This window comes from Leclercia sp. (assembly GCF_036780805.1).
Lineage (GTDB): Bacteria > Pseudomonadota > Gammaproteobacteria > Enterobacterales > Enterobacteriaceae > Enterobacter.
Window position 1 is genome coordinate 181,428 of record NZ_DAIQCE010000004.1, and the last position, 25,431, is coordinate 206,858.

The 25,431-nt window shown below is 56.9% G+C and carries 21 protein-coding genes; 9 read left to right on the plus strand and 12 right to left on the minus strand.

Annotation, left to right across the window (positions count from 1 at the left end):
- Positions 1–153 precede the first annotated feature (153 nt).
- The 4 genes from V7Q49_RS13705 to V7Q49_RS13720 all read right to left on the minus strand — a co-directional run bounded on the left by V7Q49_RS13705 (position 154) and on the right by V7Q49_RS13720 (position 4,321).
- Positions 154–516, minus strand: coding sequence for a YibL family ribosome-associated protein (locus V7Q49_RS13705; RefSeq protein WP_333852730.1), 363 nt, complete (start codon positions 514–516; stop codon positions 154–156).
- A 59-nt stretch (positions 517–575) separates the two neighbouring features.
- Positions 576–1,166, minus strand: a complete 591-nt coding sequence (gene mtlR / locus V7Q49_RS13710; RefSeq protein ID WP_142487755.1) for a mannitol operon repressor MtlR — start codon at positions 1,164–1,166, stop codon at positions 576–578.
- Positions 1,163–2,311, minus strand: a complete 1,149-nt coding sequence (mtlD, locus tag V7Q49_RS13715) for a mannitol-1-phosphate 5-dehydrogenase (protein ID WP_333852733.1) — start codon at positions 2,309–2,311, stop codon at positions 1,163–1,165. The genes mtlR and mtlD overlap by 4 nt, the downstream gene beginning before the upstream one ends.
- Positions 2,312–2,407: 96 nt before the next feature.
- A complete protein-coding gene (locus V7Q49_RS13720; RefSeq protein ID WP_333852735.1) occupies positions 2,408–4,321 on the minus strand; it encodes a PTS mannitol transporter subunit IICBA in 1,914 nt (637 codons plus the stop codon).
- A gap of 660 nt (positions 4,322–4,981) precedes the next feature.
- Here V7Q49_RS13720 and V7Q49_RS13725 point away from each other — a divergent pair.
- From V7Q49_RS13725 to selB, 5 genes are all read left to right on the plus strand, one after another.
- Complete coding sequence (locus V7Q49_RS13725; RefSeq protein WP_333852738.1) at positions 4,982–5,338, plus strand: DUF3302 domain-containing protein; 357 nt, start codon at positions 4,982–4,984, stop codon at positions 5,336–5,338.
- Positions 5,339–5,340: 2 nt separating this feature from the next.
- Positions 5,341–6,477 (plus strand): HlyD family secretion protein, encoded by a 1,137-nt coding sequence (locus V7Q49_RS13730; protein WP_333852739.1) that lies wholly within the window; start codon positions 5,341–5,343, stop codon positions 6,475–6,477.
- Between the two features lie 93 nt (positions 6,478–6,570).
- On the plus strand, positions 6,571–7,179 hold the full coding sequence (locus V7Q49_RS13735; RefSeq protein WP_333852741.1) for a glutathione S-transferase: 609 nt from the start codon (positions 6,571–6,573) through the stop codon (positions 7,177–7,179).
- Positions 7,180–7,281: 102 nt separating this feature from the next.
- On the plus strand, positions 7,282–8,667 hold the full coding sequence (gene selA, locus V7Q49_RS13740; protein ID WP_333852744.1) for an L-seryl-tRNA(Sec) selenium transferase: 1,386 nt from the start codon (positions 7,282–7,284) through the stop codon (positions 8,665–8,667).
- Positions 8,664–10,520 (plus strand): selenocysteine-specific translation elongation factor, encoded by a 1,857-nt coding sequence (gene selB / locus V7Q49_RS13745; RefSeq protein ID WP_333852746.1) that lies wholly within the window; start codon positions 8,664–8,666, stop codon positions 10,518–10,520. The genes selA and selB overlap by 4 nt, the downstream gene beginning before the upstream one ends.
- On the opposite strand, the gene V7Q49_RS13750 is transcribed toward selB, so the two are convergent.
- Positions 10,517–11,404: an ROK family protein gene (locus tag V7Q49_RS13750; RefSeq protein WP_333852748.1), complete on the minus strand. Its 888-nt coding sequence runs from the start codon at positions 11,402–11,404 to the stop codon at positions 10,517–10,519. The two genes, selB and V7Q49_RS13750, sit on opposite strands and share 4 nt — an antisense overlap.
- A 166-nt stretch (positions 11,405–11,570) precedes the next feature.
- Here V7Q49_RS13750 and aldB point away from each other — a divergent pair, with 166 nt between their 5' ends.
- Positions 11,571–13,109, plus strand: coding sequence for an aldehyde dehydrogenase AldB (aldB, locus tag V7Q49_RS13755; RefSeq protein ID WP_333852750.1), 1,539 nt, complete (start codon positions 11,571–11,573; stop codon positions 13,107–13,109).
- Here aldB and V7Q49_RS13760 read toward each other — a convergent pair.
- The gene (locus V7Q49_RS13760; RefSeq protein WP_333852752.1) at positions 13,106–14,068 is read right to left on the minus strand and encodes a LysR family transcriptional regulator; all 963 of its coding nucleotides are present in this window, start codon (positions 14,066–14,068) and stop codon (positions 13,106–13,108) included. The genes aldB and V7Q49_RS13760 overlap by 4 nt on opposite strands.
- A gap of 119 nt (positions 14,069–14,187) precedes the next feature.
- Between V7Q49_RS13760 and V7Q49_RS13765 the strand changes: the two genes are divergently transcribed.
- Both V7Q49_RS13765 and V7Q49_RS13770 read left to right on the plus strand, forming a co-directional pair.
- Positions 14,188–14,928 (plus strand): MipA/OmpV family protein, encoded by a 741-nt coding sequence (locus tag V7Q49_RS13765; protein WP_333852754.1) that lies wholly within the window; start codon positions 14,188–14,190, stop codon positions 14,926–14,928.
- 253 nt (positions 14,929–15,181) lie between these two features.
- Positions 15,182–15,652, plus strand: coding sequence for a 4Fe-4S binding protein (locus tag V7Q49_RS13770; RefSeq protein WP_333852756.1), 471 nt, complete (start codon positions 15,182–15,184; stop codon positions 15,650–15,652).
- Positions 15,653–15,656: 4 nt separating this feature from the next.
- Here V7Q49_RS13770 and avtA read toward each other — a convergent pair whose 3' ends face one another.
- Together avtA and V7Q49_RS13780 are read right to left on the minus strand one after the other, a co-directional pair.
- The gene (gene avtA, locus V7Q49_RS13775; protein ID WP_142487770.1) at positions 15,657–16,913 is read right to left on the minus strand and encodes a valine--pyruvate transaminase; all 1,257 of its coding nucleotides are present in this window, start codon (positions 16,911–16,913) and stop codon (positions 15,657–15,659) included.
- Between the two features lie 176 nt (positions 16,914–17,089).
- A complete protein-coding gene (locus V7Q49_RS13780; protein WP_333852758.1) occupies positions 17,090–19,120 on the minus strand; it encodes an alpha-amylase in 2,031 nt (676 codons plus the stop codon).
- Between the two features lie 313 nt (positions 19,121–19,433).
- On the opposite strand from V7Q49_RS13780, the gene V7Q49_RS13785 reads away from it, so the two are divergent.
- A complete protein-coding gene (locus V7Q49_RS13785) occupies positions 19,434–20,258 on the plus strand; it encodes a protein bax (protein ID WP_333852760.1) in 825 nt (274 codons plus the stop codon).
- Between the two features lie 37 nt (positions 20,259–20,295).
- Here the strand turns inward: V7Q49_RS13785 and xylR are convergent, their stop codons facing one another.
- The 4 genes from xylR to xylF form a co-directional block, all read right to left on the minus strand.
- Positions 20,296–21,474, minus strand: a complete 1,179-nt coding sequence (gene xylR, locus V7Q49_RS13790) for a D-xylose utilization transcriptional activator XylR (RefSeq protein ID WP_333852762.1) — start codon at positions 21,472–21,474, stop codon at positions 20,296–20,298.
- A gap of 42 nt (positions 21,475–21,516) precedes the next feature.
- Positions 21,517–22,698, minus strand: a complete 1,182-nt coding sequence (xylH, locus tag V7Q49_RS13795) for a xylose ABC transporter permease XylH (protein ID WP_333852764.1) — start codon at positions 22,696–22,698, stop codon at positions 21,517–21,519.
- Complete coding sequence (locus tag V7Q49_RS13800; RefSeq protein WP_333852766.1) at positions 22,676–24,217, minus strand: xylose ABC transporter ATP-binding protein; 1,542 nt, start codon at positions 24,215–24,217, stop codon at positions 22,676–22,678. Before V7Q49_RS13800 ends, xylH begins: the two co-directional genes overlap by 23 nt.
- A gap of 71 nt (positions 24,218–24,288) precedes the next feature.
- Positions 24,289–25,281 carry a D-xylose ABC transporter substrate-binding protein gene (gene xylF, locus V7Q49_RS13805; RefSeq protein WP_333852768.1) on the minus strand — a complete coding sequence of 331 codons (993 nt, stop codon included), beginning with the start codon at positions 25,279–25,281 and terminating at the stop codon, positions 24,289–24,291.
- Positions 25,282–25,431 lie beyond the last annotated feature (150 nt).

Sequence of the window (25,431 nt, forward strand, 5' to 3'; positions counted from 1 at the left end):
ATGGTTAACCAAATGTTATTGGTCAGCAACGTGTTTGTGAGCAAAGATTATGGAAATGTGAACCAAGGGAGGGTTGGTTGCGGAATTGGTTGGGCCAATTATGAGAGGGAGGGGAAAGTAGGCCGGGTTAGCGTCGCGCCACCCGGCAAAAAATCAGAACTCGGTCTTGCTAAAGCCGGTCATCTCTTTCAGACCCATTTCACGGCCCAGCTCGGTCATCGGGTGAACAACCACCAGGCCGCGCACGCTTTTCTTCAGCTTGCCCATGTCGGCCTGTTCTTTCTTGGTGATCGCACGGCGGAACGGCATGTTTGACAGCTTCTGCGCTTCTTTGCTCAGCTTCTGCTCTTTAACGCCACGCAGGCGTTCGATTTCCGTTTCCAGCGTCGCTTTCTCTTTTTCCAGCTCGGCGTATTTATCGGCGGCTTCAACCAGTGAGAGGCTGGCCTGCTGGTGGCGGATCAGATCCAGGCGGTCGCTCAGGCGTTTAATTTCGTTCTTTTCGACTTCTTTCATCACAAATAGCTCTAAAAACAGGGGAGATTACAGGGAAGGATACACCAATGTGCGCAGGCTTACTTCTGAAACGCTTTTTTTAAGCTGATTCGGGAAATCAGCTCAGTCAGGGAGAGGACCATGGTGGAGCGGACGATCTGCTGGTAACGCTGCTTCTGCATCGCGTACAGCTCCGGGTCGCTGGTATCAAAATGCGGCGTCGGGGGCAGGGCGGTCACGCAGTGCAGCTCGCCCAGCGGGCCGAGGATCTCGTCGTCGGTGAACGCATACTCGTTGCCGTCGTGATTCAGCTCTTCGCGTAGCGCCATCAGCAGCTCGGCATCTTCATACTCGTGACGGCTGATAACGCCCAGGCCATAGATCAGTTTCAGACGCACGGATAAATCGCCCAAGGGGCCGTCGCCGTCGAGTAACGGTTCAACTGCGTATTTCACCGCGTAGTCGTCTTTGCGAAACACCTGAAGCACCAGGATATTCACCGCCTCGGTTAATAACTCGACGGCAGATATCAGGAAACTTCGAACGGTTTTGCCAGCATTCAGACGCTCCAGCACACGGTTTTCAAAGGCCTGGGTTTGTTCCATTATTGCCTGCATATCTGACAATCTATCTTCCGGGCGCAGGATGACCTGCGCCAGTTCCTGCATCATTTGGTTGCGTTATAGTCGGTCACCGCCTCCAGAACCACGTCGCTATTGGCATCCAGACCGGATACCTGCGCCAGCGCGGCCTGTGGACCCTGCTCGTCAATCAGCTGCGCCAGCTCCTGCGCCTGCGGATCTTCTTCGCTGCGGTAGTGCATCGCGGCGGCAATGCCTTTGACCAGGCTGGTGTGCGGCAGACCGTATTCCAGCGTGCCGAGCAGCGGCTTGATCAGGCGATCGCCCGCACTCAGCTTGCGCAGCGGCTGACGGCCCACGCGCTCAACGTCATCTTTCAGATACGGGTTTTCAAAACGACCGAGGATTTTCTGAATATATGCCGCATGTTTGTCGGCATCAAAACCGTAGCGTTTAATCAGGACCGCGCCGCTCTCGTCCATTGCACCTTTTACCACGGCGCGAACGTTCTCATCGAGAATGGCGTCACGAATGGTCTGATGACCGGCTAATTTACCGAGGTAGGCGGTTATAGCATGCCCGGTGTTCAGCGTGAAGAGCTTACGTTCGACAAATGCCATCAGGTTATCAGTTAATTCCATCCCGGCGATCTCAGGCAGCGCGCCTTTGAACTGGGTTTTGTCGACGATCCACTCGCTGAAGGTTTCCACGGTCACTTCCAGCGGGTCGTGGGTAGCGGAGGCAGATGGCGGAACGATGCGGTCTACGGCGGAATCGACAAAGCCTACGTGCTCTTCCACCCAGGCTTTATCGTCGTCAGCCACGGCGGCCATCACATGGCCTTTCAGCTGGGTGGTGCCGCGCACCATGTTCTCGCAGGCGATGATGTTCAGCGGGGCGTCGTTACCCTGGGCCTTACGTTTTGCCAGCCCTTTGGCGATGGCCGGGGCGATACGCTCCAGCACCACTGGACCTACCGCAGTGGTCACCAGGTCAACGCTGGCAATCAGGTCGATAACCTCGTCGCCAATGCTGCTGACGGCATTCACGCCGGTCACGGTTTCGACCTGCTCGTTTTCACCGACCACATGCACCTGATAGCTATGACGGGCATTCAGGGCATCCAGTACCGTCTGATTCACATCCGCGAATGTCAGCGTAATGCCCGCGTCTGCCAGCAGTTTGCCGATAAAACCACGACCGATATTACCTGCGCCGAAATGTAATGCTTTCATTGTATTAACCTTCATCAATGTTGTGACCCGAGAGGGCTGGGGTGAGGCTTTTCCCTCACCCTAACCCTCTCCCAAAGGGAGAGGGAAGGGCAAAAATTACTTGTTCAACAGCGCCAGGACTTCTTCGACGCTGGTGGTGTTTGCCAGACGTTCGATAACGGTCTCATCGTCCAGGGCATTGGTCAGGCTGGTAATCACCTGGATGTGCTCGTTGTTACGGGCCGCGATACCAATCACCAGACGGGCGATGTCGTCCTCTTCTTCACCGAAGCGCACGCCTGCCGGGTACTGACAGAACACCACGCCGGTTTTCAGGACGCGATCTTTCGCTTCAACCGTACCGTGCGGCACCGCAATGGATTCGCCCAGGTAGGTCGGGGTCAGTTTTTCACGTTCCAGCATCGCTTCAACATATTCCGGCTGCACGTAGCCGCCTTTCACCAGCTGCTCACCGGCAAAGCGAATCGCTTCTTCTTTATGAGTCGCGGTACGACCGAGGAAGATGTTCTCCGCGCCCAGTTTGAACAGATGCGCATTGCTCTCGTCAAAGCTGTCCTGCAGGCTGGTACGCACTTTCACTTCGTTGCTTTCGTGACGCTGCGCCGCCACCAGACGTTCGGTCAGGCTGGTGTACAGACCACTGTCGAGGAAGTTGGTCAGCGAAATGTGCTGCGCCTGCGGAACCTGGCGCATCGCACGCTCGGTCAGGTCGCGGTGGGTGATGACCAGGTCAACATCCGGCGGCAGGCTGTTAATGGCGCTGTTGGTCACGGAGATCTGCGTCAGACCGGCATCCGCCACTTTCTTGCGCAGTACGCCTGCACCCATGGCGCTGGAACCCATACCGGCGTCGCAGGCAACGATGATTTTACGCACGTGGCTCAGGTCGTTAGAGACATCGCCTGCGGCCAGCGGCGTTGCAGCAACACCTTTAGACTGGGATTTCATGTCCTGCATACGACGGGTAGCCGCTTCGATATCGTCTTCTTCTTTCACTTTGCTGGTTTTCAGCAGGATAGCGGAGACCACGAAGGAGACGGCCATGGCGGCGAAGATAGCGGCCAGGTTCGCGAAGTAGGCACCTTTCGGGGTCATCGCCAGTACCGCCAGGATAGAACCTGGAGACGCCGGAGAAACCAGACCACCGTTCAGCACGCTCAGGGTGAACACGCCGGTCATACCGCCGAGGATAACGGCGAGGATCAGACGTGGATTCATCAGCACGTACGGGAAGTAAATTTCGTGGATACCCCCCAGGAAGTGGATGATCGCCGCGCCGCCAGCAGACTGTTTCGCGCTACCGCGACCGAAGAACATGTACGCCAGCAGGACGCCCATACCCGGACCTGGGTTAGCTTCAATCAGGAAGAAGATAGATTTGCCGAGGTCGTGAGACTGCTGAATACCCAGCGGTGAGAAGATACCGTGGTTGATGGCGTTGTTGAGGAACAGGATTTTCGCCGGTTCAACAAAGATGGACGCCAGCGGCAGCATGTCGTGGGCAACCATGAAGTTAACGCCCGCCGCCAGAATTTTGGAGAGCACTTCAACTGCCGGGCCAATGCCGAGGAACGCCAGAATCGCCAGGATCATCCCGATGATGCCGGCAGAGAAGTTGTTCACCAGCATTTCGAAGCCGGATTTGATCTTACCATCAACCCAGACGTCGAACTTCTTAATGGCCCAGCCGCCCAGTGGGCCTGCAATCATTGCGCCGAGGAACATCGGCATATCTGCACCGACGATCACGCCCATAGTGGTAATCGCACCGACCACGCCACCGCGGTCTCCGCCCACCAGACGACCGCCGGTATAACCGATGAGCAGCGGCAGCAGATAGGTGATCATTGGGCCAACAAGTTTCGCCAGCGTTTCGTTAGGCAACCACCCTGTCGGAATAAATAACGCAGTGATGATACCCCACGCGATAAACGCGCCGATATTTGGCATCACCATATTGCTGAGGAATCGACCAAAGCTTTGTACTTTGATCTTAAAATCGGATGACATAAAACACCCCTTCTTCTGTTTACGCAGGCCTTAAGCCCGAGGTTTGTTGTTAATGCGGTGGCAGAGGTTGCCCAGCCCTGTTCTGATGACGTGAAATCTGGCACTTAATTGTTTAACTGTCCAGACGGGTAAAATTTGTGTGATCTAAATCACGTAAATGTAGGGGGTAGAGATATTATTGAGGTGATGTGTGTCACAAATATGAAGTGTAAAAAAAATACAATGGGCAAGAAAGCAGCTAAAATACCCCTTATCTGTGAGGTTGATCACATTTTCGGTTGAGGTGTTTGTTTCTGTAGTGTGATGAGCATCACAAAATATCGCCGTGTGATTTTTCCGGGATGTGATCGCCGACAAATACGACTTGACCTGGCTCAGCCAGGATGTAAGCAAGTAACATTTTTAGCTAAAACCTGTAGCCAGCAATGTGTTATGGCGAAAAGCAAAAATCTGGTTTACGCTGATACTGTAAACTTAAGTCTATTATTATTCAGGATATATTTTGTCACGCTATTAAACTTGCATGGAGATATAATAAAAAATCATACTCCCCGGCTCTGAAATTAATAAGTACAAGCCCCTGTGCTTATCAATAAATTAATTTGGTTGCTTACCATTTAATTATTTTAATGAGTTTACGTTTTAATTAGTGAGGCAAATATGTTTCTCAACTATTTTGCGCTGGGTGTGTTGATTTTCGTCTTCCTGGTTCTTTTTTATGGAATCATCGCGATTCATGACATTCCCTATAACATGGCCAAAAAACGCAACCATCCTCATGCCGATGCGATCCATACGGCGGGATGGATAAGCCTGTTTACGCTGCATGCCATCTGGCCGTTTCTGTGGATCTGGGCCACGCTCTACCAGCCAGAGCGCGGATGGGGGATGCAGAACCACATGCCGCCGCCGGAACGCAACCCCGACGTTGATGCGCTGGCAAAGCGCGTCGCCGAGCTGGAACTAAAACTGGCCGCAGTGCAACCCACTGCTGATAAGAACACGCCGGAGCACTAATCATGGATCTGCTGATCATCTTGACCTATGTCGCGTTTGCATGGGCCATCTTTAAAATATTTCGTATTCCGGTAAACCAGTGGACATTAGCGACCGCGACCTTAGGCGGCGTATTTATCGTGGCTGGCCTTATTTTATTAATGAACTATAACCACCCTTATACCTTTACGGCGCAGAAAGCGGTTATTTCTATTCCGATCACGCCGCAAGTTACAGGGGTAGTTAGCGAAGTTACCGAAAAAAATAACCAGCTCATTAAAAAGGGCGAAGTGTTATTTAAAATTGATCCAACCCGCTATCAGGCCCGCGTCGACAGAGTGCAGGCGGACCTGGTGACAGCCACGCACAATATTGACAATATGAAGGCGCAGCTTTCTGAAGCCGTCGCCAATACCACCCGTGTGTCCGCTGAGCGCGACCGGCTGTATAAAGATTATCAGCGTTACCTGAAAGGCAGCCAGGCGAAGGTGAATCCGTTCTCTGAAAGCGATATCGACAACGCGCGCCAGAACTATCTGGCACAGGATGCCCTGGTGAAAGGCTCCGTTGCTGAACAGACGCAGATTCAGAGCCAGTTAGACAGCATGGTCAACGGTGAGCAATCGCAGGTGGCATCCCTCCGCGCTCAACTTGCAGAAGCCAAATACAATCTTGAGCAGACTACCATTCGTGCGCCAAGCAACGGCTATGTCACCCAGGTGCTGATTCGCCCGGGGACCTACGCCGCCTCGCTGCCGCTGCGTCCGGTGATGGTGTTTATTCCTGAACAGAAACGTCAGATCGTGGCCCAGTTCCGCCAGAACTCTTTACTGCGTCTGAAACCGGGCGATGAAGCGGAAGTGGTATTCAACGCCCTGCCGGGCCAGGTCTTCTCCGGTAAGCTCACCAGCATTCTGCCGGTGGTGCCGGGCGGCTCCTACCAGGCGCAGGGCGCACTGCAGTCCCTGACGGTGATCCCGGGTACCGATGGCGTGATTGGCACCATTGAGCTGGATCCGAATGCCGACGTGGACGCGCTGCCGGACGGTATTTACGCCCAGGTAGCGGTTTACTCCGACCACTTCTCGCACGTCTCGGTGATGCGTAAAGTCCTGCTGCGTATGACCAGCTGGATGCACTACCTCTATCTCGACCATTAATTCCTTTCCGGGCAGGCTTGCGATACGCAAGGCCTGCCTTTTTTCCTTGCCTGAGCCATACTTATCCTTTTGTTGGCGAAAAAGGAGCAGGCAATGAAACTCATCGGCAGTTATACCAGTCCCTTCGTGCGTAAAATCTCCATTCTCCTGCTGGAGAAAGGCATCACCTTCGAATTTGTGAATGAACAGCCCTATCAGGCCGACAGCGGTGCCGCCCAGTACAATCCGCTGGGGAAAGTCCCGGCGCTGGTGACCGATGATGGGGAGCACTGGTTCGACTCGCCAATCATTGCCAGCTATATCGAGCTGCTGGATATCGCCCCGGCGATGATCCCTCGTGACCCAAAGGCCGCGCTGGCTATCCGACAAATCGAGGCGCTGGCGGACGGGATCATGGATGCGGCCCTGGCCTCGGTGCGCGAACAGGCGCGTCCGGCGGCACAGCAGTCCGAGACCGAGCTGTTGCGTCAGCGGGAGAAAATCATCCGCAGTCTGGATCACTGTGAGCAGCTGATTCGCGAAGGAAAAATTGCCCCCGACAGCGTTAACCTGGCGACCATCGCCATTGCCTGCGCCATCGGCTACCTCAATTTCCGTCGCGTCTCGCCGGGCTGGTGCGTGGATCGCCCGCTGCTGGTCAAACTGGCGGAAACCCTGTTCCAGCGTGAGAGCTTCGCCCGCACCGAACCGCCAAAGGCTTGATGTGGTCGATAACACTTCCATGCCGGACGCGGTACAATCGCCCTGACATTGACTCCCTCTCCCGTCGGGAGGGGGGAAGATACCCAACCGTCAGGCGCTTTCATGACTACTCAGCACGCTCTCTATAGCCAACTTCCCGCGACCGATCGTCTGCTTCGCGACGCCCGTCTTACTGCCGTTATTGCCCGGTTTGGTCACAGCCGAACGGTCGAAACCTTACGCCTGTTGCAGGACGAAGCCCGCGCCGGGATCCGCGCCGACAACTGCCTCCCGGCGTGGTGTGACGACTGGGCGCAGGAGACCGAAAAGCGGCTGGCGAGGGATGACGCCCCGGGTCTGCGCCCGGTCATCAACCTGACGGGCACGGTGCTGCACACCAATCTGGGGCGCGCGCTGCTGGCCCAGGAGGCGGTAGCCGCAGTCACCCAGGCGATGCAGATGCCGGTCACGCTGGAGTACGATCTCGACGGCGCCGGACGCGGCCATCGCGACCGACCGCTGGCGGCGCTGCTGTGCCAGCTCACCGGTGCGGAAGATGCCTGCATTGTGAATAACAACGCCGCGGCGGTGCTGCTGATGCTGGCCGCGACCGCCAGCGGTAAAGAGGTGGTGGTCTCCCGCGGCGAGCTGGTGGAGATCGGCGGGGCGTTTCGCATTCCGGACGTGATGGCCCAGGCCGGGTGCCAGCTGCGGGAAGTGGGCACTACTAACCGCACCCACGAGCGGGATTACGCCGGGGCGATCAATGACAACACCGCCCTGCTGATGAAGGTCCATACCAGCAACTACCATATTGAAGGTTTTACCCATGCCGTTGACGAGGCCGGGCTGGTGCGCATCGGGCAGGAGAGAGACGTGCCTGTGGTCGTCGATCTGGGCAGCGGTTCGCTGGTGGATCTCAGCCGCTATGGCCTGCCGAAAGAGCCGATGCCGCAGGCGTTAATTGCCGCTGGCGTCAGCCTGGTGAGCTTCTCGGGTGATAAGCTGCTGGGCGGGCCGCAGGCCGGGATTATCGTCGGCAAGCGCGACCTGATCGCCAGATTGCAACAGCACCCACTGAAACGCGCCCTGCGCGCGGATAAAATGACCCTCGCCGCGCTGGAGGCCACTTTACGCCTCTATCTCCACCCGGAGACGCTGGCCGAACGCCTGCCGACGTTGCGCCTGTTGAGCCGCGACGCCGCCGCGATCCATCATCAGGGGGAGAGGCTGCTGGCCGAGGTCGCGCCGCACTACCCTGATTTTGAAGTTCGCGTGGAAGATTGCCTGTCACAGCCGGGCAGCGGATCGCTGCCGGTGGATCGCCTGCCGGGCGCTGCCCTGACCTTTATCCCGCGCGACGGGCGCGGCGCGCAGCTGGAGGCGCTGGCGTTACGCTGGCGATCCCTGCCGGTGCCGGTGCTTGGCCGGATAAAGGACGGGCGTCTGTGGCTGGATTTACGCTGTCTGGAAGATGAAGCACAGTTTCTGGAGATGTTGTTGAAATGATTATTGCCACCGCCGGTCATGTTGACCACGGCAAAACCACCCTGCTGCAGGCGATCACCGGCGTCAACGCCGACCGCCTGCCGGAAGAGAAGAAGCGCGGCATGACCATCGATTTGGGTTATGCCTACTGGCCGCAGCCGGATGGCCGGGTGCTGGGATTTATCGACGTGCCGGGGCACGAAAAGTTTTTGTCCAACATGCTGGCCGGTGTCGGCGGGATCGACCACGCCCTGCTGGTGGTGGCCTGTGATGACGGCGTAATGGCGCAGACGCGCGAGCACCTGCAGATCCTCCAGCTGACCGGCAATCCGCAGCTGACGGTGGCCCTGACTAAAGCCGATCGCGTCGACGAAGCCCGGGTGGAGGCAGTGCGCGAAGAAGTGCTCGCCACCCTGCGCGACTTTGGCTTTGCCGATGCGACGCTGTTTGTCACCGTTGCCACCGAAGGGCGGGGAATTGATGCCCTGCGCGCCCATCTGCAACAGCTCCCGGCCCGCGCCCATGCGGATCACCACCGCTTCCGTCTGGCCATCGACCGGGCCTTTACCGTAAAAGGGGCAGGTCTGGTAGTTACCGGCACGGCGCTGTCGGGCGAAGTGCGGGTAGGCGACAGCCTGTGGCTGACCGGGGTCAATAAGCCGGTGCGTATTCGTGGCCTGCACGCGCAAAACCAGCCGGTTGAACAGGCTCACGCCGGACAGCGCATTGCCCTCAACCTGGTGGGCGACACGGAAAAAGCAGAGCTGAACCGCGGCGACTGGCTGCTGGCCGACGCGCCGCCGGAACCGACCACGCGGGTTATCGTCACTCTGCAAGGTGACGTGCCGCTGGCACAGTGGCAGCCGCTGCATATTCACCATGCCGCCAGCCATGTCACCGGCCGCGTCTCGCTGCTGGAGGGAGCGCTGGCGGAGCTGGTCTTTGATGCTCCGCTGTGGCTGGCCGACAACGATCGGCTGGTGTTGCGCGATATCTCTGCCCGCGTCACCCTCGCCGGGGCGCGAGTCGTTACCCTTAACCCGCCGCGCCGCGGGAAGCGCAAGCCGGAGTACCTGCACTGGCTGGCAACGCTGGCACCGGCGGCGGATGACCACGCCGCCCTGCTGGCGCATCTGGAGCGCGGGGCGGTGAACCTGGATGCGTTCGGTTGGGCACGCCAGCTCAGCCGGGAAGGGCTGCGTCAGCTGACCCAACAGCCTGAGTTTATCCAGGCCGGTTCGAGCCTGTTAAACACCGCTGTCGCGGCGCGCTGGCAGCGTAAGCTTCTGGAGGTGCTGGCGACCTATCATCTGCAGCATCAGGATGAACCCGGTCCGGGGCGCGAGCGCCTGCGGCGCATGGCGCTGCCGATGGAAGATGAGGCCCTGGTCCTGCTGCTGATCGAGCGGATGCGTGAGAGCGGGGAGCTACACAGCTACCACGGCTGGCTGCATCTGCCGGATCACAAAGCGGGCTTTACCCCGGCACAGCAGGCCATCTGGGAAAAAGTGGACGCGCTGTTTGGCGATGACCCCTGGTGGGTGCGCGACCTGGCCCGTGAAACGGCCACCGACGAGCAGACCATGCGTCAGGTGCTGAAGCATGCGGCGCAGCAGGGGCTGATCACCGCGATCGTCAAAGACCGCTACTACCGGCACCACCGGATCGTCACCTTTGCCAACCTGATCCGCGCGCTGGACCACGAGCGCGGCTCCACCTGCGCGGCCGATTTCCGCGACCGGCTGAACGTCGGACGTAAGCTGGCGATCCAGATCCTGGAGTACTTCAACCGCATTGGCTTTACCCGCCGCCGCGGTAACGATCACCTCCTGCGGGATGCCCAGCTTTTTGCCGACGAGGGGCAGCAGCGTTAATCCTTTTTGCTGGCGAACTTCTGTTTCGCCAGCCATACGGCACCCAGCCTGCCCGCCTGGTTACCCAGCTGGCAGGGCAGGATGGGCACCTGCAGCGATTCCCACTCTTCAAAGGTTTGCAGGTGTCTGTCGAGCAGGGTATAGATTTTCTCCTGCTCGCTGATGCCGCCGCCAATCAACACCACCTGCGGGTCGAACATCGAGATGACGCTATAGACCCCACGAGCCAGAAACAGGGCCCACTCTTCCACCGCTTCGCGCAGGTGCAGATCGTTTTCCATCCGCTCGAACAGCTCTTCGCCTTCCGGCATGTTATCCCCTGAGACCCCCAGCGCCCGGCGACAGGTTTCCATCAGCCCTTTGGCCGAGGCCACCTCATGCATCCCTTCGCCGTGTTTGCCGACCGGGATGACCCCGAACTCCCCGGCGCGGTAGTGCGAGCCGCGATAAAGATCGCCCCCGAGCACAATCCCGCCACCGATCCCGGTGCCGAGCGTCATGCAGACAAAATTCTCATAGTCACGTCCTGCGCCGCGCCAGCGTTCGCCCAGAGCGGCACAGCTGGCGTCATTGTCGGCCACCAGCGGCAGGTCGGTTAGCTCCGCGAAAAGCTGGTACAGGTTGACGTTATCGAGGTACGCCAGCGCGCCCGCCTTTGCGGCCTCGCCGGTATGGGTATTAATATGGCCAGGGATGCTCACGCCGATCGCCGTAATCTCATGCTCGTTCTGGTACGCCTCGACCACCTCGCGCCACTGCTGCTTAAAGCTCTCCTCATCCTCCGGCGTATCAAATTGATCGGTGGTGAGTTCGTTTCCGTCCTCGTCAATCACGCCGTGTTTAATGTGGGTTCCGCCCACGTCGAAGCCGATAAAAAGCCGCATTTATCCTTCCCTCTGCCAGAGTTGTGCGCTTTAAGTATGGCTCAGGGCGGGAAACCAAACGTAAAGTAAGGTAATGCGTGAAGGGGCTCGCAAAGCAGGCGACGACTGGCGATATTTTCACCGCCGCGGTCTACCTTTGAAGGACACTTCACGCAAGGAGACAGTCATGACGAATAACCCTCCCTCAGCACGTATCCTGCCCGGCGAATATGGTTTCCCCCTCAAACTGAAAGCCCGTTATGACAACTTTATCGGCGGCGACTGGGTTCCCCCGGCCGACGGCGATTACTACCAGAACCTCACCCCGGTGACCGGCCAGCCGCTGTGCGAAATTGCCAGCTCCGGCAAGCGCGATATCGATCTGGCGCTGGATGCCGCCCACAAGATCAAAGATAAATGGGCCCATACCTCGGTGCAGGATCGCGCGGCGATCCTGTTTAAAATCGCCGATCGTATGGAGCAGAACCTGGAGCTGCTGGCCACGGCAGAGACCTGGGACAACGGTAAACCGATCCGCGAAACCCTGGCCGCCGACGTGCCGCTGGCGATCGACCACTTCCGCTATTTCGCCTCCTGTATTCGCGCCCAGGAGGGCGGCATCAGCGAGGTGGATAAAGACACCGTCGCCTATCACTTCCATGAGCCGCTGGGCGTGGTCGGGCAGATCATCCCGTGGAACTTCCCCCTGCTGATGGCTGCCTGGAAAATGGCGCCCGCGCTGGCCGCCGGGAACTGCGTGATACTGAAACCGGCGCGCTTAACGCCGCTGTCGATACTGCTGCTGATGGAAGTGGTGGGCGATCTGCTCCCGCCGGGGGTGGTGAACGTGGTCAACGGTGCCGGGGGGGAAATCGGTGAATATCTGGCGACCTCCAAACGGATCGCCAAAGTGGCCTTTACCGGCTCCACCGAAGTGGGCCAGCAGATCATGCAGTACGCCACCCAGAACATCATTCCGGTGACGCTGGAGCTGGGCGGCAAATCCCCGAACATCTTCTTTGCCGACGTGATGGACGAAGAGGATGCCTTCTTTGATAAGGCGCTGGAAGGATTTGCTCTCTTCGCCTTTAACCAGGGCGAAGTCTGCACCTGCCCAAGCCGGGCGCTGGTGCAGGAGTCGATCTACGAGCGCTTTATGGAGCGCGCCATTCGTCGCGTGGAGTCGATCCGCAGCGGCAACCCGCTGGACAGCGTCACCCAGATGGGAGCCCAGGTATCCCACGGACAGCTGGAGACCATCCTCAACTATATCGATATCGGTAAGAAAGAGGGGGCCGAGCTCTTAACCGGCGGACGGCGCAAGCAGCTGGACGGTGAGCTGAAAGAGGGGTACTACCTTGAGCCGACGATCCTGTCCGGCAAGAACAACATGCGTGTCTTCCAGGAGGAGATCTTCGGCCCGGTGCTGGCGGTAACGACCTTCAAAACCATGGAGGAGGCGCTGGAGCTGGCCAACGATTCGCAGTATGGCCTGGGGGCGGGCGTCTGGAGCCGTAACGGCAATCTGGCGTATCAGATGGGACGCGGGATCCAGGCCGGGCGCGTATGGACCAACTGTTATCACGCTTACCCGGCCCATGCCGCGTTTGGCGGCTACAAACAGTCGGGCATTGGCCGTGAGACCCACAAGATGATGCTGGAGCATTACCAGCAGACCAAATGCCTGCTGGTCAGCTACTCCGACAAACCGTTGGGCTTGTTCTAACCTCTGAGAGCAGGCCGCCCCAGGGGGGTCTGCTCAATCTGTTTCCGCAGGGTATTCAGCACCCCATCCAGCACAAACTGCACCCGCCAGGGTTGATAGTCACGTTTGCGGAAGATCGCCACCAGATCCAGCCACCACTCCTCCTGATGGGTAAAACAGGGCACCATTGAGCCCTGTTCGATCTCCCGGAGCAGACTCTCTTTTGGCGCAAAGACGATCCCCAGATGATTGCGGGCCAGCTCAAGCGCCGTCTGGGTGTTGTCGCAAATATAGTTACCCGTGACTTTATAATCGAGCACCTGCTCGCTATTATTCACGCGAAAACGCCAGATGTTGGCGTCATCAATAATCATTGAGTCGATAAGAATGCAGGAGTGATTAATTAAATCGTCAGGATGATTAATAGGGTGCTTTTTAATATATTCAGGGGTAGCGAAAGCGGTAACAGAATATTTTGTTAAAGTACTGGCAACCAGGTTTTCATCTTTCGGTTGGGCATAGGTAATTAAAATATCGCCATCGTCGGGAAAGGTGACGCCTTCAAAAAACTCATTCCGATCCAGGTTGTAGGTTTTCAGGCTGATACGGATATCGCCAATATTTTCGATCTCATGAACCACGTGGCGGGCCAGGTAAGTGACGATCCCCGACGGAGCATAAATAGTGACCTTGCCGCGTTTCTCGTGTTTGTAATCTGCAATGAAATTAATCAGTTGCTCGTTTTTTTCCAGCGACACGTTGATGAACGGCAGTAAGGATTCACCGAACTGGGTCAGCGCCAGATGGCGGGTGGTGCGCTCAAAAACCTTCAGTCCGACGCGGGTTTCGAAATCAGCGAGATATTTACTGACGTTGGCCTGAGCCATTCCCAGCAATGCAGCAGCATCGCCAATGCTGTGGGTCGCGGCAATGACGGAAATAATTTTTAATTCTCGCGGTTTGATTTGCATCTTATGCATTGCCTGACGTCCATCTATATGAATTTATATATAATATTATACAAATAACCGCATTGCATCGCGATTTTTGTAACCATTATTATGCGCCGGGTCGTATGACATTTAATGGATTGCAAACAATGAAGTTTAAAAAGAATTTACTCATCGCGGCCGCTTTATTTACGGCGACTTCCGCAATGGCCGATGACTTTTCAGTTGGCGCTGGCGCAGTATTTAATGAATCACCCTATAAAGGCTATAACGAGAACGTCTCCGCTGTCCCGTTAATGAGCTACGAAGGCGAGCACTTCTACGTACGTCAGACCACCGGCGGCTGGATTATCTGGAAAGAGGGTAAAAACGAACTCAGCCTGACCGCCTCCTGGATGCCGCTGCATTTCGACCCGGAAGATAACGATGACCACGCGATGAAGCAGCTGGATGACCGTAAAGCCTCCGCGATGCTGGGCGGGGCGTATTACCGTCACGAAAGCTGGGGCAGCCTGAAGTTTGCGCTGGCAGCCGATGCAATGGACGAAAGCGGCGGGGTGGCGGGCGAGATGTCTTACTTCCGTCCGATCCGCATGGAAAGTCTGACCCTGACGCCGTCACTGGGCGTGTTCTACTATGACGAAAGCTTCAACGATTACTACTACGGCGTCTCTGAGAAGGAGTCGCGTCGCAGCGGTCTGCAGCAGTACACCGCCGGCGAAACCGTAACCCCCTATATCGGCCTGGCGGCGAAGTATCAGCTGACGCAGAACCTGTATCTGAACGCCAGCGCAGTCTATACCGTGCTGCCTGACGAGGTGAAAAACAGCCCGATGATCGACCGTGACGACAGCTTCGCGCTGATGACCGGCCTCTCCTGGAAGTTTTAATTCTTCAGAAAGTTGCCCTCGGTGACGAGGGCTTCCCGAATGCACCCGGGCGGCGCTGTCCATACCTGACCTGGCAGACAGGGTGGGTATGTGTAGCCTCGCCCGGCTTTCATTTTGGTCTTCGTCTTTTTTGGGGCAGATGGCCAGTTTTCACGGCAGAGCGCACAAATCGGGTCTTTTACCCTGTCTGATCAAAGCGCTCGCCCCGATCACTCTGGCAACCTGACTTTTTTCAGCAAGGATGGAGCAGGCGATGAACCCCTTTATTGTTGCCGACCCGGCGAAATGTATTGGCTGTCGCACCTGCGAGGTGGCCTGCGTAGTCTCGCATCAGGACGATCAGAATTGTGCGGCCGTAACGCCACGCACCTTTATCTCCCGCATTCGGGTGGTGAAGGGCGGCACGTTTACCACAGCGGTTACCTGTCATCAGTGTGAAGATGCGCCCTGCGCCAACGTCTGCCCAACACAGGCTATTCAGCGTCAGGCGGGGGTGTGGCGGGTGGAGCAGGCACGCTGTATCGGCTGTAAAAGCTGTATGGTCGCCTGTCCGTTTGGCGCGATGCAGGTAACGGCGGGTGCGGGACTGGTTCAGGCTCTGAAGTGCGATCGCTGCGCGCATCGCGAAGCAGGACCGGCCTGTGTGGCGGCCTGTCCCACTCACGCGTTAAGCTGTGCCGATCCCGCCAGATTACGCGTCGAACGGCTGCGTTATCTGGCGTAAACCGTTACTGGCCGTTTTCCCGCCAGGCCAGCTCAACCTCTTCGGCCAGGATCTTCACCCCGGCTTCGATTTTTTCCGGGTCCGGCACGTAGTTCATGCGCATGCACTGGTGGGTGTGCGGCCAGGGTTTATCCAGCCCCGGGAAGAAGTAGTCTCCTGGTACCATCAACACGCCACGCTTTTTCAGACGCTGATACAGCAGCTCGGTGGTGATCGGCAGATCCTTAAACCATAGCCAGAGGAAAATCGCCCCTTCGGGTTTGTGGATCAGGCAGCGATTTTCCGGTAAATAGCGGCGAATTGTGGCGATCGTCTCTTGTACGCGCTGATAATAGAACGGCTTAATCACCTCATTAGACAGGCGCAGCAGATCGTTGCGCTTAATCATCTCGCACATCATCGCTGGCCCAATCCCGCCCGGTGACAGGCTGATAATGCCGTTCATATTGGTGATGGCGGTGATGATTTTCTCATTGGCGATGATGATCCCGCAGCGGCTGCCCGGCAGGCCCAGCTTGGACAGGCTCATGCACAGGACAATGTTTGGGTTCCACAGCGGGCGTGCTTCGCTGAAAATGATGCCAGGGAAGGGCACGCCATAGGCGTTATCAATCACCAGCGGAATGCCGTGCTGGTTCGCCAGCGCATCCAGCTTCATCAGCTCTTCGTCAGTGATCACGTTCCCGGTCGGGTTGGTGGGACGCGAGACGCAGATCATCCCGGTCTCTTCGCCAATATGCAGGTGCTCAAAATCGACGTGATACTTGAACTGGCCTTCCGGCAGCAGCTCAATGTTCGGACGTGCAGAGACGAAAAGGTCATCCTCAAGGCCGGAATCGGCGTAACCGATATATTCCGGCGTCAGCGGGAAGAGCACCTTTTTGGTGGTGCCGTCGGCACGTCGGCCCGCGAAGAGGTTAAATAAGTAGAAAAACGCGCTCTGGCTGCCGTTTGTCAGTGCAATATTCTGTGGTTCGATCTCCCAACCCAGGGTGTCGCGCAGCATCTCCGCCAGGGCGGCGAGTAGCTCGGTTTTCCCCTGCGGACCGTCATAATTGCACAGCGCATCAGTGGCTTTGCCATTTTCCAGCATGTCCGCGAGGAGCGTCTGAAAATAGGCGTTCATCTCCGGAATTTGTGCCGGGTTACCGCCGCCGAGCATGATGGCGCCCGGTGTGCGCAGCCCGTCGTTGAGATCCTCCATCAGGCGGGTAATGCCTGAATGGCGGGTGAATTTGTCGCCGAAAAGTGAAAAAGTCATAGCAGGTGTTCTGTCGGGCTTGTTCTAAGTGTGGGTCACCATAACGCTACAACTGCGCGGGTGCAAATCAGCGTGGAAACGGGGAAGGGCTGTTTTGTATTGCTAGTTTGCCATCAGGCAGCAAATTATCCTGCGCTTTCCCTCTCCCGACGGGAGAGGGATTCTGCGCGTAGCGATCAGCGATTTCCCGCCCAGACCACCATCACCTTGTCACCCTGATGCTCACGCACAAAGCCGTAGCCCTGAGGCATCGTCAGCGTGGTTTGCGTCCCTTCACCCACCGCCGGATGGCGGGCGCGGAACTGCCCGAGCAGCTGCCAGTGGGCGACGGTGGCGGCCTGCGCGCCGCTGATATCCTGCCAGTTCATGTCCGAGCGCGTGCCCTGTAGCGGGTCGGAGCCCGTCGGGCCGAACGGCCGCGCGGATTCATCACCGTAAAATATCTGCACGCTGCCCGGGGCCAGTAACAGCAGCTCTGCTGCACGCTGGTCGCCCTCGCGGAACAGGCGGGTATCGTGGGAAGAGAGGTAGCTCAGGACGTTAAAGCCCTGCAGCTTTTCTGCCATCTGCTGCCAGGTCAGGTCGATGTCGGCCAGACAATCCACCGCTTTGGCTGCCTGCTCCTGATAATCAAAGTTGATCATCGCATCGAAGCCATGACGGTAGTAATCGCTCTGCATCACCCCGTGCCCCCAGGATTCACCGGTCATCCAGAAGGGCGCATCGTCGAGTTTTTTCTCCGGGTTGGCCGCTTTCCAGGCTTTCAACGCGTCATTGGCCTGGTCTTTCAGCTGCTGCCAGCCCGCCAGCTCCACGTGCTTGGCGGTATCAACGCGAAAACCGTCGATCCCGTATTCCCGTACCCACTGGCTCAGCCAGTGAGTAAGATAGTCCCGGGGCGTGTAGCCATCGATGGCTTTGGCCCCGGTATCAGGTTTATGGCGATAAAAATTCGGCAGGCCCGAGGGAGTGGTGGATTCGGTTTTTAGATCCGGCAGGAAGGCCAGCGACATGGTCAGATCGTCAAAACCAGGGTTGTCGTAGTCGCCAATATCGGTGCGTACCCACTTTTTACCCCACCAGTTTTCCCATGCGGCTTTATCGCTGAAATTGATGTAGTCGTTAAAGCTGTGCCAGCTCTGCCCGGCGCCAGGCTTCCAGTCGGTCCAGCGCTCGCCGAGGGTTTTCTTCAGCTCATCACCCTGCAGATAGAGGGCACCGAACTGGTACTCCTGCATGTCAGCCAGCGTCGCGTAACCGGTGTGATTCATCACTACGTCAAACAGGATGCGGATCCCCCGGCGATGGGCCTCGTCCACCAGCTGGCGTAAATCCTCTTCCGTGCCCATGTTGGCATCGAGCCGGGTCCAGTCCTGAGTGTAGTAACCGTGATAGGCGTAATGGGGGAAATCGCCTTTGGTGCCGCCGCCGACCCAGCCGTGGATCTGCTCCAGCGGTGAGCTGATCCACAGGGCGTTGACGCCGAGCTGTTGCAGGTAATCCAGTTTGCTGGTGAGCCCTTTCAGGTCGCCGCCGTGGAAGGTGCCGATCTCCTGCATGCCATCTTTGTGGCGCCCATAGCTGTTGTCGTTGGCCGGATCGCCATTCTCAAACCGGTCAGTCAGGACAAAATAGACGGTGGCGTTTTGCCAGCTGAACGGGGCGGGCTTGTCCGTCTCTGCGCGTTCCAGTAACAGCAGGCCGTTGCTGCCCGGCGCAGGTTGCAGGGTGATTTTGCCCTGCTGCACGGTGGCGGTCTGTTTACTGTAAAAATCACGTACCACGCTCCCTTCCGGGAAGGTGCTGCTGACGTCGAGCGTCAGGGCGTTGCCGTCCCATTTCGGGCACTGGCGCACCACGCGGGTCACCGCCTTTTCGCTCTCGCTGGCGACGGTCAGCATCAGGGTTGGCGTGCCGGAGCGGGTATCAATCCGTGCCTGATAATCGCCGTCGCGGAACAGTCGCCACTGCACCGGATCGCCTTCGCACGGCTTGAGTGACATCATCTCATTGAGTTTTATCGCGTTTGTCGGCTGCCAGCACGTCTTGTCAAGATTCAGCGTGAGCGGACGGGTACCCTTCGTCAGCTTTGCCTGTGCCGTGAAGACCCCCGAGCCTTCAGCGGTAAAGGTCGGAAAACCCGGTGCTGACCAGTCGGCGCTGGCCATGGCAGGCAAGAGGAGAAGAGCGAGAGCGGAACGTTTCATACCGGTTTCCTGTCACAGCGTTTTGCTCAGTTTGCTCTCTATTGTAGAAAGCGACCTCATCCCCTGGCGCTAACGCGCAGGGAGGAGCAGTGAGGGTGAGTGATCTCACGCTAAACGGGCGTATTAACTGCGATATTGAGCACATTTTGGTGAAAATGATGCTTAAGCGAACGATTTCCGGATGACAGGGTTTCGGATTTAGACTATTTCTTTGAATGCTCTTCTCGTCTATTTTTGCTAGGATCTGAGATTCGCCTCTCATTTTACGAAAAAAATAAGGTGTTGGAATGTTTCTATCCGACCAGGAGACCTAATGATATCGACTCCCATTCGACGATATGGGGCCGCGATACTCATGTTACTCACCATGGCAATTTCTGGTGAGGTGCTTGCGAAGACGCACACGGATACAACGAGTAAAAAGGCCCACGTCATAAAGACGACAAGTAGTAAGGTTAGCAGTAAACAAGAGTATTCTCGCAATAGTGCAAAGAGTAGTTCACTTCCTGATTTGCGAAAATACCCTTCCGGGACACCAAGGAAAAAAGCGTTTCTCCGGACGGTAATGCCTTATATTACAAGTCAAAATGCCGCGATTACGGCAGATCGTAACTGGCTTATTTCTAAGCAGTACGACAGCCGCTGGTCGCCGTCAGAACGCACGCGTCTGAAAGAAATTTCAAAACGCTATAAGGTGAGCTGGAACGGAAACACGCGACGTGTGCCGTGGAACTCGCTGTTAGAGCGCGTAGATATTATTCCAGGCAGCATGGTCGCAACAATGGCTGCAGCCGAAAGTGGCTGGGGTACCTCGAAGCTTGCGCGCAGTAACAACAACCTCTTCGGCATGAAATGTGCGAAAGGGCGTTGTAACAATGCACCGGGCAAAGTGAAAGGCTACTCACAGTTTGAATCGGTCAAAGATTCAGTGAATGCGTATGTTGTGAACCTGAACACGCACCCGGCCTACTCTTCGTTCCGTAAGTCACGCGCTCAGCTGCGTAAAGCGGATCAGGAAGTGACGGCCAGCACGATGATTCACAAGTTGAAAGGTTATTCCACCCAGGGACAGAGCTATAACAACTATCTGTTCGCGATGTACCAGGATAACCAGCGCTTAATCGCCGCCCATATGTAATAGTAAAAAAAGCCTTCCTTACGGAAGGCTTTTTTATTTAAATCAGCACTTCACTGTAGCGATCGCGATACTCTTTTGGCGTGGTGTCGTACTCTTTTTTAAATACCGAATAGAAATACTGCAGCGACGGATAACCGCACATCTGCGAGATCTCGTGAATGGAAAGCGAGGTCGAAATCAGCAAGCTGCGGGCTTTCTCCAGCTTCTCGGCGTGAATAACCGCATGGATCGTCTCGCCCACCTCTTCTTTAAAACGCTTCTCCAGATTTGAACGCGAAATCCCTACCGCATCCAGCACCTGATCCACTTTGATGCCTTTGCAGGCATGATTACGAATGTAGTGCATAGCCTGAATCACCGCCGGATCGTTCAGCGAGCGGTAATCCGTTGAGCGCCGCTCCACAACGCGCACCGGCGGAACCAGCAGGCGCTGCAGGGGCAGGTTTTCGTTATCCAGCAGACGGTGCAGCAGTTTGGCGGCCTGATAGCCCATCTGACGGGTTCCCTGCGCCACGGAAGAGAGTGCCACGCGTGACAGGTAGCGCGTAAGCTCTTCATTATCGATGCCAATCACGCACAGCTTTTCCGGCACCGGAATGTGCAGATGTTCGCACACCTGCAGCACGTGCCGGGCGCGGGCATCGGTTACGGCAATTATCCCGGTTTGCGGCGGCAGGGTTTGCAGCCAGTCGGCGAGGCGATTCTGCGCGTGCTGCCAGTTTTCCGGGGCCGTTTCCAGCCCCTGATAGACAACGCCGCGATACTTCTCTTTTGCCACCAGCTGACAGAAGGCGTACTCACGTTCCGCCGCCCAGCCCTTGCCGCTGGAAACGGGCAGGCCATAAAAGGCGAAGCGGTGCACCCCTTTTTCCTTCAGATGCAAAAACGCGCTCTCTACCAGGGCGCGGTTGTCGGTCGCGATGTAGTGAACGGGGGGGTAGTTTTCCGGCTTATGGAAGGAGCCGCCAACGCCGACGATGGGGACGTCGACATCGACCAGCAGCTGTTGGATAACGGCATCGTCAAAATCCGCGATGACGCCGTCACCCAGCCACTCTTTAATATTATCGGTACGCGTGCGGAAATCCTCTTCGATGAAGATATCCCACTCGGACTGCGACGCCTGCAAGTATTCACCTACACCCTCTACGACCTGGCGGTCATAGGCTTTATTGGCATTGAACAACAACGTAATGCGGTGACGCTTCTCAAACATGGCGCTCTTTTTCCAGAATCAGTGATAGATGATAAAGCATCCTCAGGCGCGCCGTTTAGTCGCGGAATCCATCCATACCGCCAGCAACAGAATGGCACCCTTAACGATATACTGCCAGAATGTCGGGACGTCCATCATACTCATTCCGTTATCCAGCGACGCCATAATAAAGGCCCCCATCACCGCCCCGGCAACGCTGCCGATCCCCCCCGCCAGACTGGTGCCGCCAATGACGCAGGCGGCGATGGCGTCGAGTTCCGCAATATTCCCTGCCGACGGCGAGCCCGCCCCGAGACGCGAGCTTAAGATCAGCCCGGCGACGGCAACCATCAGGCCGTTGATGGCAAATACTGCCAGCTTGGTGCGCTCAACGTTGATACCGGACAGGCGAGCGGCTTCGAGGTTGCCGCCAATGGCATAAATGCGGCGACCAAAGGCGGTGCGGGTGGCCATAAACATCCCGGCCAGCAGCAGCAGAACCAGCAGCAGCACCGGCGTCGGCACGCCGCGGTAGTCGTTCAGCAGCCAGATCGCCCCGAGGACAATCACTGCCGTCAGTGCCTGGCGTCCGACAACCGAGGTGGACGGTGCCGTGGCTAACCCTAAGCTCTGACGACGCATTCTGCTTCGCCACTGCCAGGCAACAAACGCCATCAGGCCAATCGCGCCGAGGCTAAAACCGACTCCGCTGGAGAGATAGCTCTGCCCAATCTGCGACATCGAGGCGCTGGTGGGGGAGACGGTGGTGCCGTTGGTCACGCCAATCAGGATACCGCGGAAAGCCAGCATCCCCGCCAGGGTGACAATAAACGACGGCACTTTGCGGTAGGCCACCCACCAGCCGTTCCAGGTCCCGAGCAGCAAGCCGAGCACCAGAGTCACCACAATAGTCAGCGGCAGCGGCCAGCCCAGCCAGACGTCGAAAATCGCCGCCAGCCCGCCGAGCAGGCCCATCATCGAGCCCACGGAGAGGTCGATCTCCGCTGAGATAATCACGAACACCATCCCCACCGCCAGAATGCCGGTAATGGCGGTCTGTCGCAGCAGGTTGGAGACGTTACGGGCGCTGAGGTATGAGCCGTCAGTGGTCCAGGTGAAGAACAGCATGATCGCCACAATGGCGGCAATCATGACAAAGACCTGCAGATTAAGCGCTTTCAACCCTGAAAACAGACCCGGTGCGGGCGCCGTGGCTTTTAACTCAGAGGGGTTGCTTTTCGACATGGCGTTCGCTCCTTAATGCGGCTTCCATCACCTGCTCCTGCGTCAGGTTCTGGTTGTTCAGGTTGGCTTTCAGTTTTCCTTCGTGCATCACCAGCACCCGGTCGCTCAGACCCAGCACTTCAGGCAGTTCCGAGGAGATCACAATCACTGCGATACCCTGCTGAACCAGCTGGTTGATCAGCTTGTAGATTTCGTATTTCGCACCGATGTCGATCCCGCGGGTGGGTTCATCGAGGATCAGGATGCGCGGATTGAGCAACAGGCAGCGGGCGAGGATCGCCTTCTGCTGGTTGCCACCGCTGAGACGACCAATGGCGAGGTCCGGTGAAGACGTTTTGACCTTCAGCCGCTGCAGGGACTGCAAAATGCAGTGCTGCTCGGCGGCGTCGTCCAGGCTGCTCAGCGTGCCGCTGAACTGATCTAACGCGGCGAGGGTGATGTTTTTACCTACCGCCATCACCGGCACGATGCCGTCTTTTTTTCGATCTTCCGGCACCATCGCAATGCCGTGGGAAATGGCCTGCTGGCAGTTTTTGATGTCGACCGGCTGCCCGTCAATAAAGATGTTACCTTCCCAGCGCCCGGGCCAGACCCCGAACAGGCACTGCACTGCCTCGGTACGCCCGGCGCCGACCAGTCCGGCCACGCCAAGAATTTCACCGCGATGCAGAGAGAAGGAGACGTCGTTCACCCGTTTGATATGGCGATTGACCGGATGCCAGGCGGTGAGATGCTCCACGCGCAGCACCTCTTCCCCCAGGGTATGCGGCTCATTAGGGTAGAGCGCGGTCAGCTCACGGCCCACCATCATGGTAATGATGTCGTCCTCGCTCATCCCCTGCGCTTCACGGGTGCCGATATGCTGCCCGTCACGAATGACGCAGACCGTGTCCGAAATGGCTTTCACTTCGTTGAGCTTATGAGAGATGTAAATGCAGGCAATACCGTGGTGTTGCAGGTCACGAATGATGTCCAGCAATACCGCGGTTTCCTGTTCCGTCAGGGAGGCGGTCGGTTCATCGAGGATCAGCAGCCGCACCTGTTTGTTGAGCGCTTTGGCGATCTCCACCAGCTGCTGCTGCCCCAGACCGAGATCGCCCACCCGGGTATCAGGGGAGATTGCGAGGCTCACCTGCGCCAGCAGCTTTTCGCAGCGCAGGGTCATGGTGTCGTAATCCAGCACCCCGTGACGGGTGATCTCAGCGCCGAGGAAGATGTTCTCCAGCACGGTGAGGTGCTTCACCAGCGCCAGCTCCTGGTGAATGATGGCGATACCTTTGCGCTCGGTGTCACGGATGTGCGTAGCCTGCAGAGTTTCACCGGCAAATACGATTTCACCGTCATAGCTGCCATGGGGATAAATGCCGCACAGCACCTTCATCAACGTGGATTTGCCCGAGCCATTTTCGCCGCACAGTGAGACGATCTCGCCGGGGTTTAAGCGCAGGCTGACGTTATCTACGGCCTTTACCGCGCCAAACGCCTTAGTGATACTTTTCATTTCAAGGAGATAAGACATAACTGCCCCACATGACCCGAAGGAAAATAGTGCAAGTCGATGCGCCCCTGCAAGGCAGGGGCGATGATGGATTAAAGTTCGCTCTTTTTATGGAAACCGTCTTTCACAACGGTGGCGTCAATGTTCTCTTTATTGACTTCGATAGGGGTCAGCAGTCGGGACGGCACGTCTTTCAGGCCGTTGTTTAAGCTGGCGTCCGCTTTAGGCTGCTGGCCATTGCCCAGCTCAACGGCAATTTCCGCGGCGGTGGTGGCCAGCTCGGTGATCGGTTTATAGACCGTCATGGTCTGGGTTCCGGCCACAATACGTTTCACCCCGGCAAGATCCGCATCCTGCCCGGAGATCGCCACTTTTCCGGCCAGCCCCTGGGCGCTGAGCGCCTGGATAGCGCCGCCTGCGGTGGCATCGTTGGAAGCGACCACGGCGTCAATTTTGTTATTGTTGGCGGTTAAGGCGTTTTCCATAATTTTCAGCGCGTTTTCTGGCAACCAGCCGTCCGCCCACTGATCGCCTACCACCTTGATTTTGCCTTCGTCGATATACGGCTTCAGCACCTTCATCTGCCCGGCGCGGAATAATTTGGCGTTGTTATCTACCGGCGAGCCGCCCATCAGGAAATAGTTGCCCTGCGGCACTTTCGCGACCAGGCTTTGCGCCTGTAATTCACCGACTTTTTCATTGTCGAAAGAAATATAATAATCGATGTCGGCGTTATTAATCATGCGGTCATAGGCCAGCACTTTTATGCCTTCGCGTTTGGCTTCTTTTACCACGTTACTTAAAACTTGGCCGTTATAAGGAATAATAACCAGCACGTCGACGCCGCGGTTTATCATATTTTCGATTTGCGACATTTGGGTTTCTTCATTGCCATTAGCAGATTGTACAAAAACTTTTGCACCCAATGCTTCTGCCTTATTGACAAAAATATCGCGATCTTTTTGCCAGCGCTCCAGACGGAGGTCATCAATCGCCATGCCGATTTTGACTTCTTTTGCATGACTCGCCGTACTCGCCAGCAGCAGCGATGCACAAAGAGTGAGGCACAGGTTCTTTATCTTCATAATTGTATTGCCTTTTGTAGGGTTAGGTTGCTGAGATAAAAGAAACAATCATTGCAAGAGACGTAGCAAATTCTTAACGGGGAACGGCAGACAAGCAATTACAGATTTTTATCTTCTCGTTATGATATTTGGTTTATTTTCGAATTTATG

Coding starts and splice junctions, on each gene's coding strand:
- V7Q49_RS13705 (WP_333852730.1), bottom strand. CDS start 516: ATGAAAGAAGTCGAAAAGAACGAAATTAAACGCCTGAGCGACCGCCTG.
- mtlR (WP_142487755.1), bottom strand. CDS start 1,166: ATGATGCAGGAACTGGCGCAGGTCATCCTGCGCCCGGAAGATAGATTG.
- mtlD (WP_333852733.1), bottom strand. CDS start 2,311: ATGAAAGCATTACATTTCGGCGCAGGTAATATCGGTCGTGGTTTTATC.
- V7Q49_RS13720 (WP_333852735.1), bottom strand. CDS start 4,321: ATGTCATCCGATTTTAAGATCAAAGTACAAAGCTTTGGTCGATTCCTC.
- V7Q49_RS13725 (WP_333852738.1), top strand. CDS start 4,982: ATGTTTCTCAACTATTTTGCGCTGGGTGTGTTGATTTTCGTCTTCCTG.
- V7Q49_RS13730 (WP_333852739.1), top strand. CDS start 5,341: ATGGATCTGCTGATCATCTTGACCTATGTCGCGTTTGCATGGGCCATC.
- V7Q49_RS13735 (WP_333852741.1), top strand. CDS start 6,571: ATGAAACTCATCGGCAGTTATACCAGTCCCTTCGTGCGTAAAATCTCC.
- selA (WP_333852744.1), top strand. CDS start 7,282: ATGACTACTCAGCACGCTCTCTATAGCCAACTTCCCGCGACCGATCGT.
- selB (WP_333852746.1), top strand. CDS start 8,664: ATGATTATTGCCACCGCCGGTCATGTTGACCACGGCAAAACCACCCTG.
- V7Q49_RS13750 (WP_333852748.1), bottom strand. CDS start 11,404: ATGCGGCTTTTTATCGGCTTCGACGTGGGCGGAACCCACATTAAACAC.
- aldB (WP_333852750.1), top strand. CDS start 11,571: ATGACGAATAACCCTCCCTCAGCACGTATCCTGCCCGGCGAATATGGT.
- V7Q49_RS13760 (WP_333852752.1), bottom strand. CDS start 14,068: ATGCATAAGATGCAAATCAAACCGCGAGAATTAAAAATTATTTCCGTC.
- V7Q49_RS13765 (WP_333852754.1), top strand. CDS start 14,188: ATGAAGTTTAAAAAGAATTTACTCATCGCGGCCGCTTTATTTACGGCG.
- V7Q49_RS13770 (WP_333852756.1), top strand. CDS start 15,182: ATGAACCCCTTTATTGTTGCCGACCCGGCGAAATGTATTGGCTGTCGC.
- avtA (WP_142487770.1), bottom strand. CDS start 16,913: ATGACTTTTTCACTTTTCGGCGACAAATTCACCCGCCATTCAGGCATT.
- V7Q49_RS13780 (WP_333852758.1), bottom strand. CDS start 19,120: ATGAAACGTTCCGCTCTCGCTCTTCTCCTCTTGCCTGCCATGGCCAGC.
- V7Q49_RS13785 (WP_333852760.1), top strand. CDS start 19,434: ATGATATCGACTCCCATTCGACGATATGGGGCCGCGATACTCATGTTA.
- xylR (WP_333852762.1), bottom strand. CDS start 21,474: ATGTTTGAGAAGCGTCACCGCATTACGTTGTTGTTCAATGCCAATAAA.
- xylH (WP_333852764.1), bottom strand. CDS start 22,698: ATGTCGAAAAGCAACCCCTCTGAGTTAAAAGCCACGGCGCCCGCACCG.
- V7Q49_RS13800 (WP_333852766.1), bottom strand. CDS start 24,217: ATGTCTTATCTCCTTGAAATGAAAAGTATCACTAAGGCGTTTGGCGCG.
- xylF (WP_333852768.1), bottom strand. CDS start 25,281: ATGAAGATAAAGAACCTGTGCCTCACTCTTTGTGCATCGCTGCTGCTG.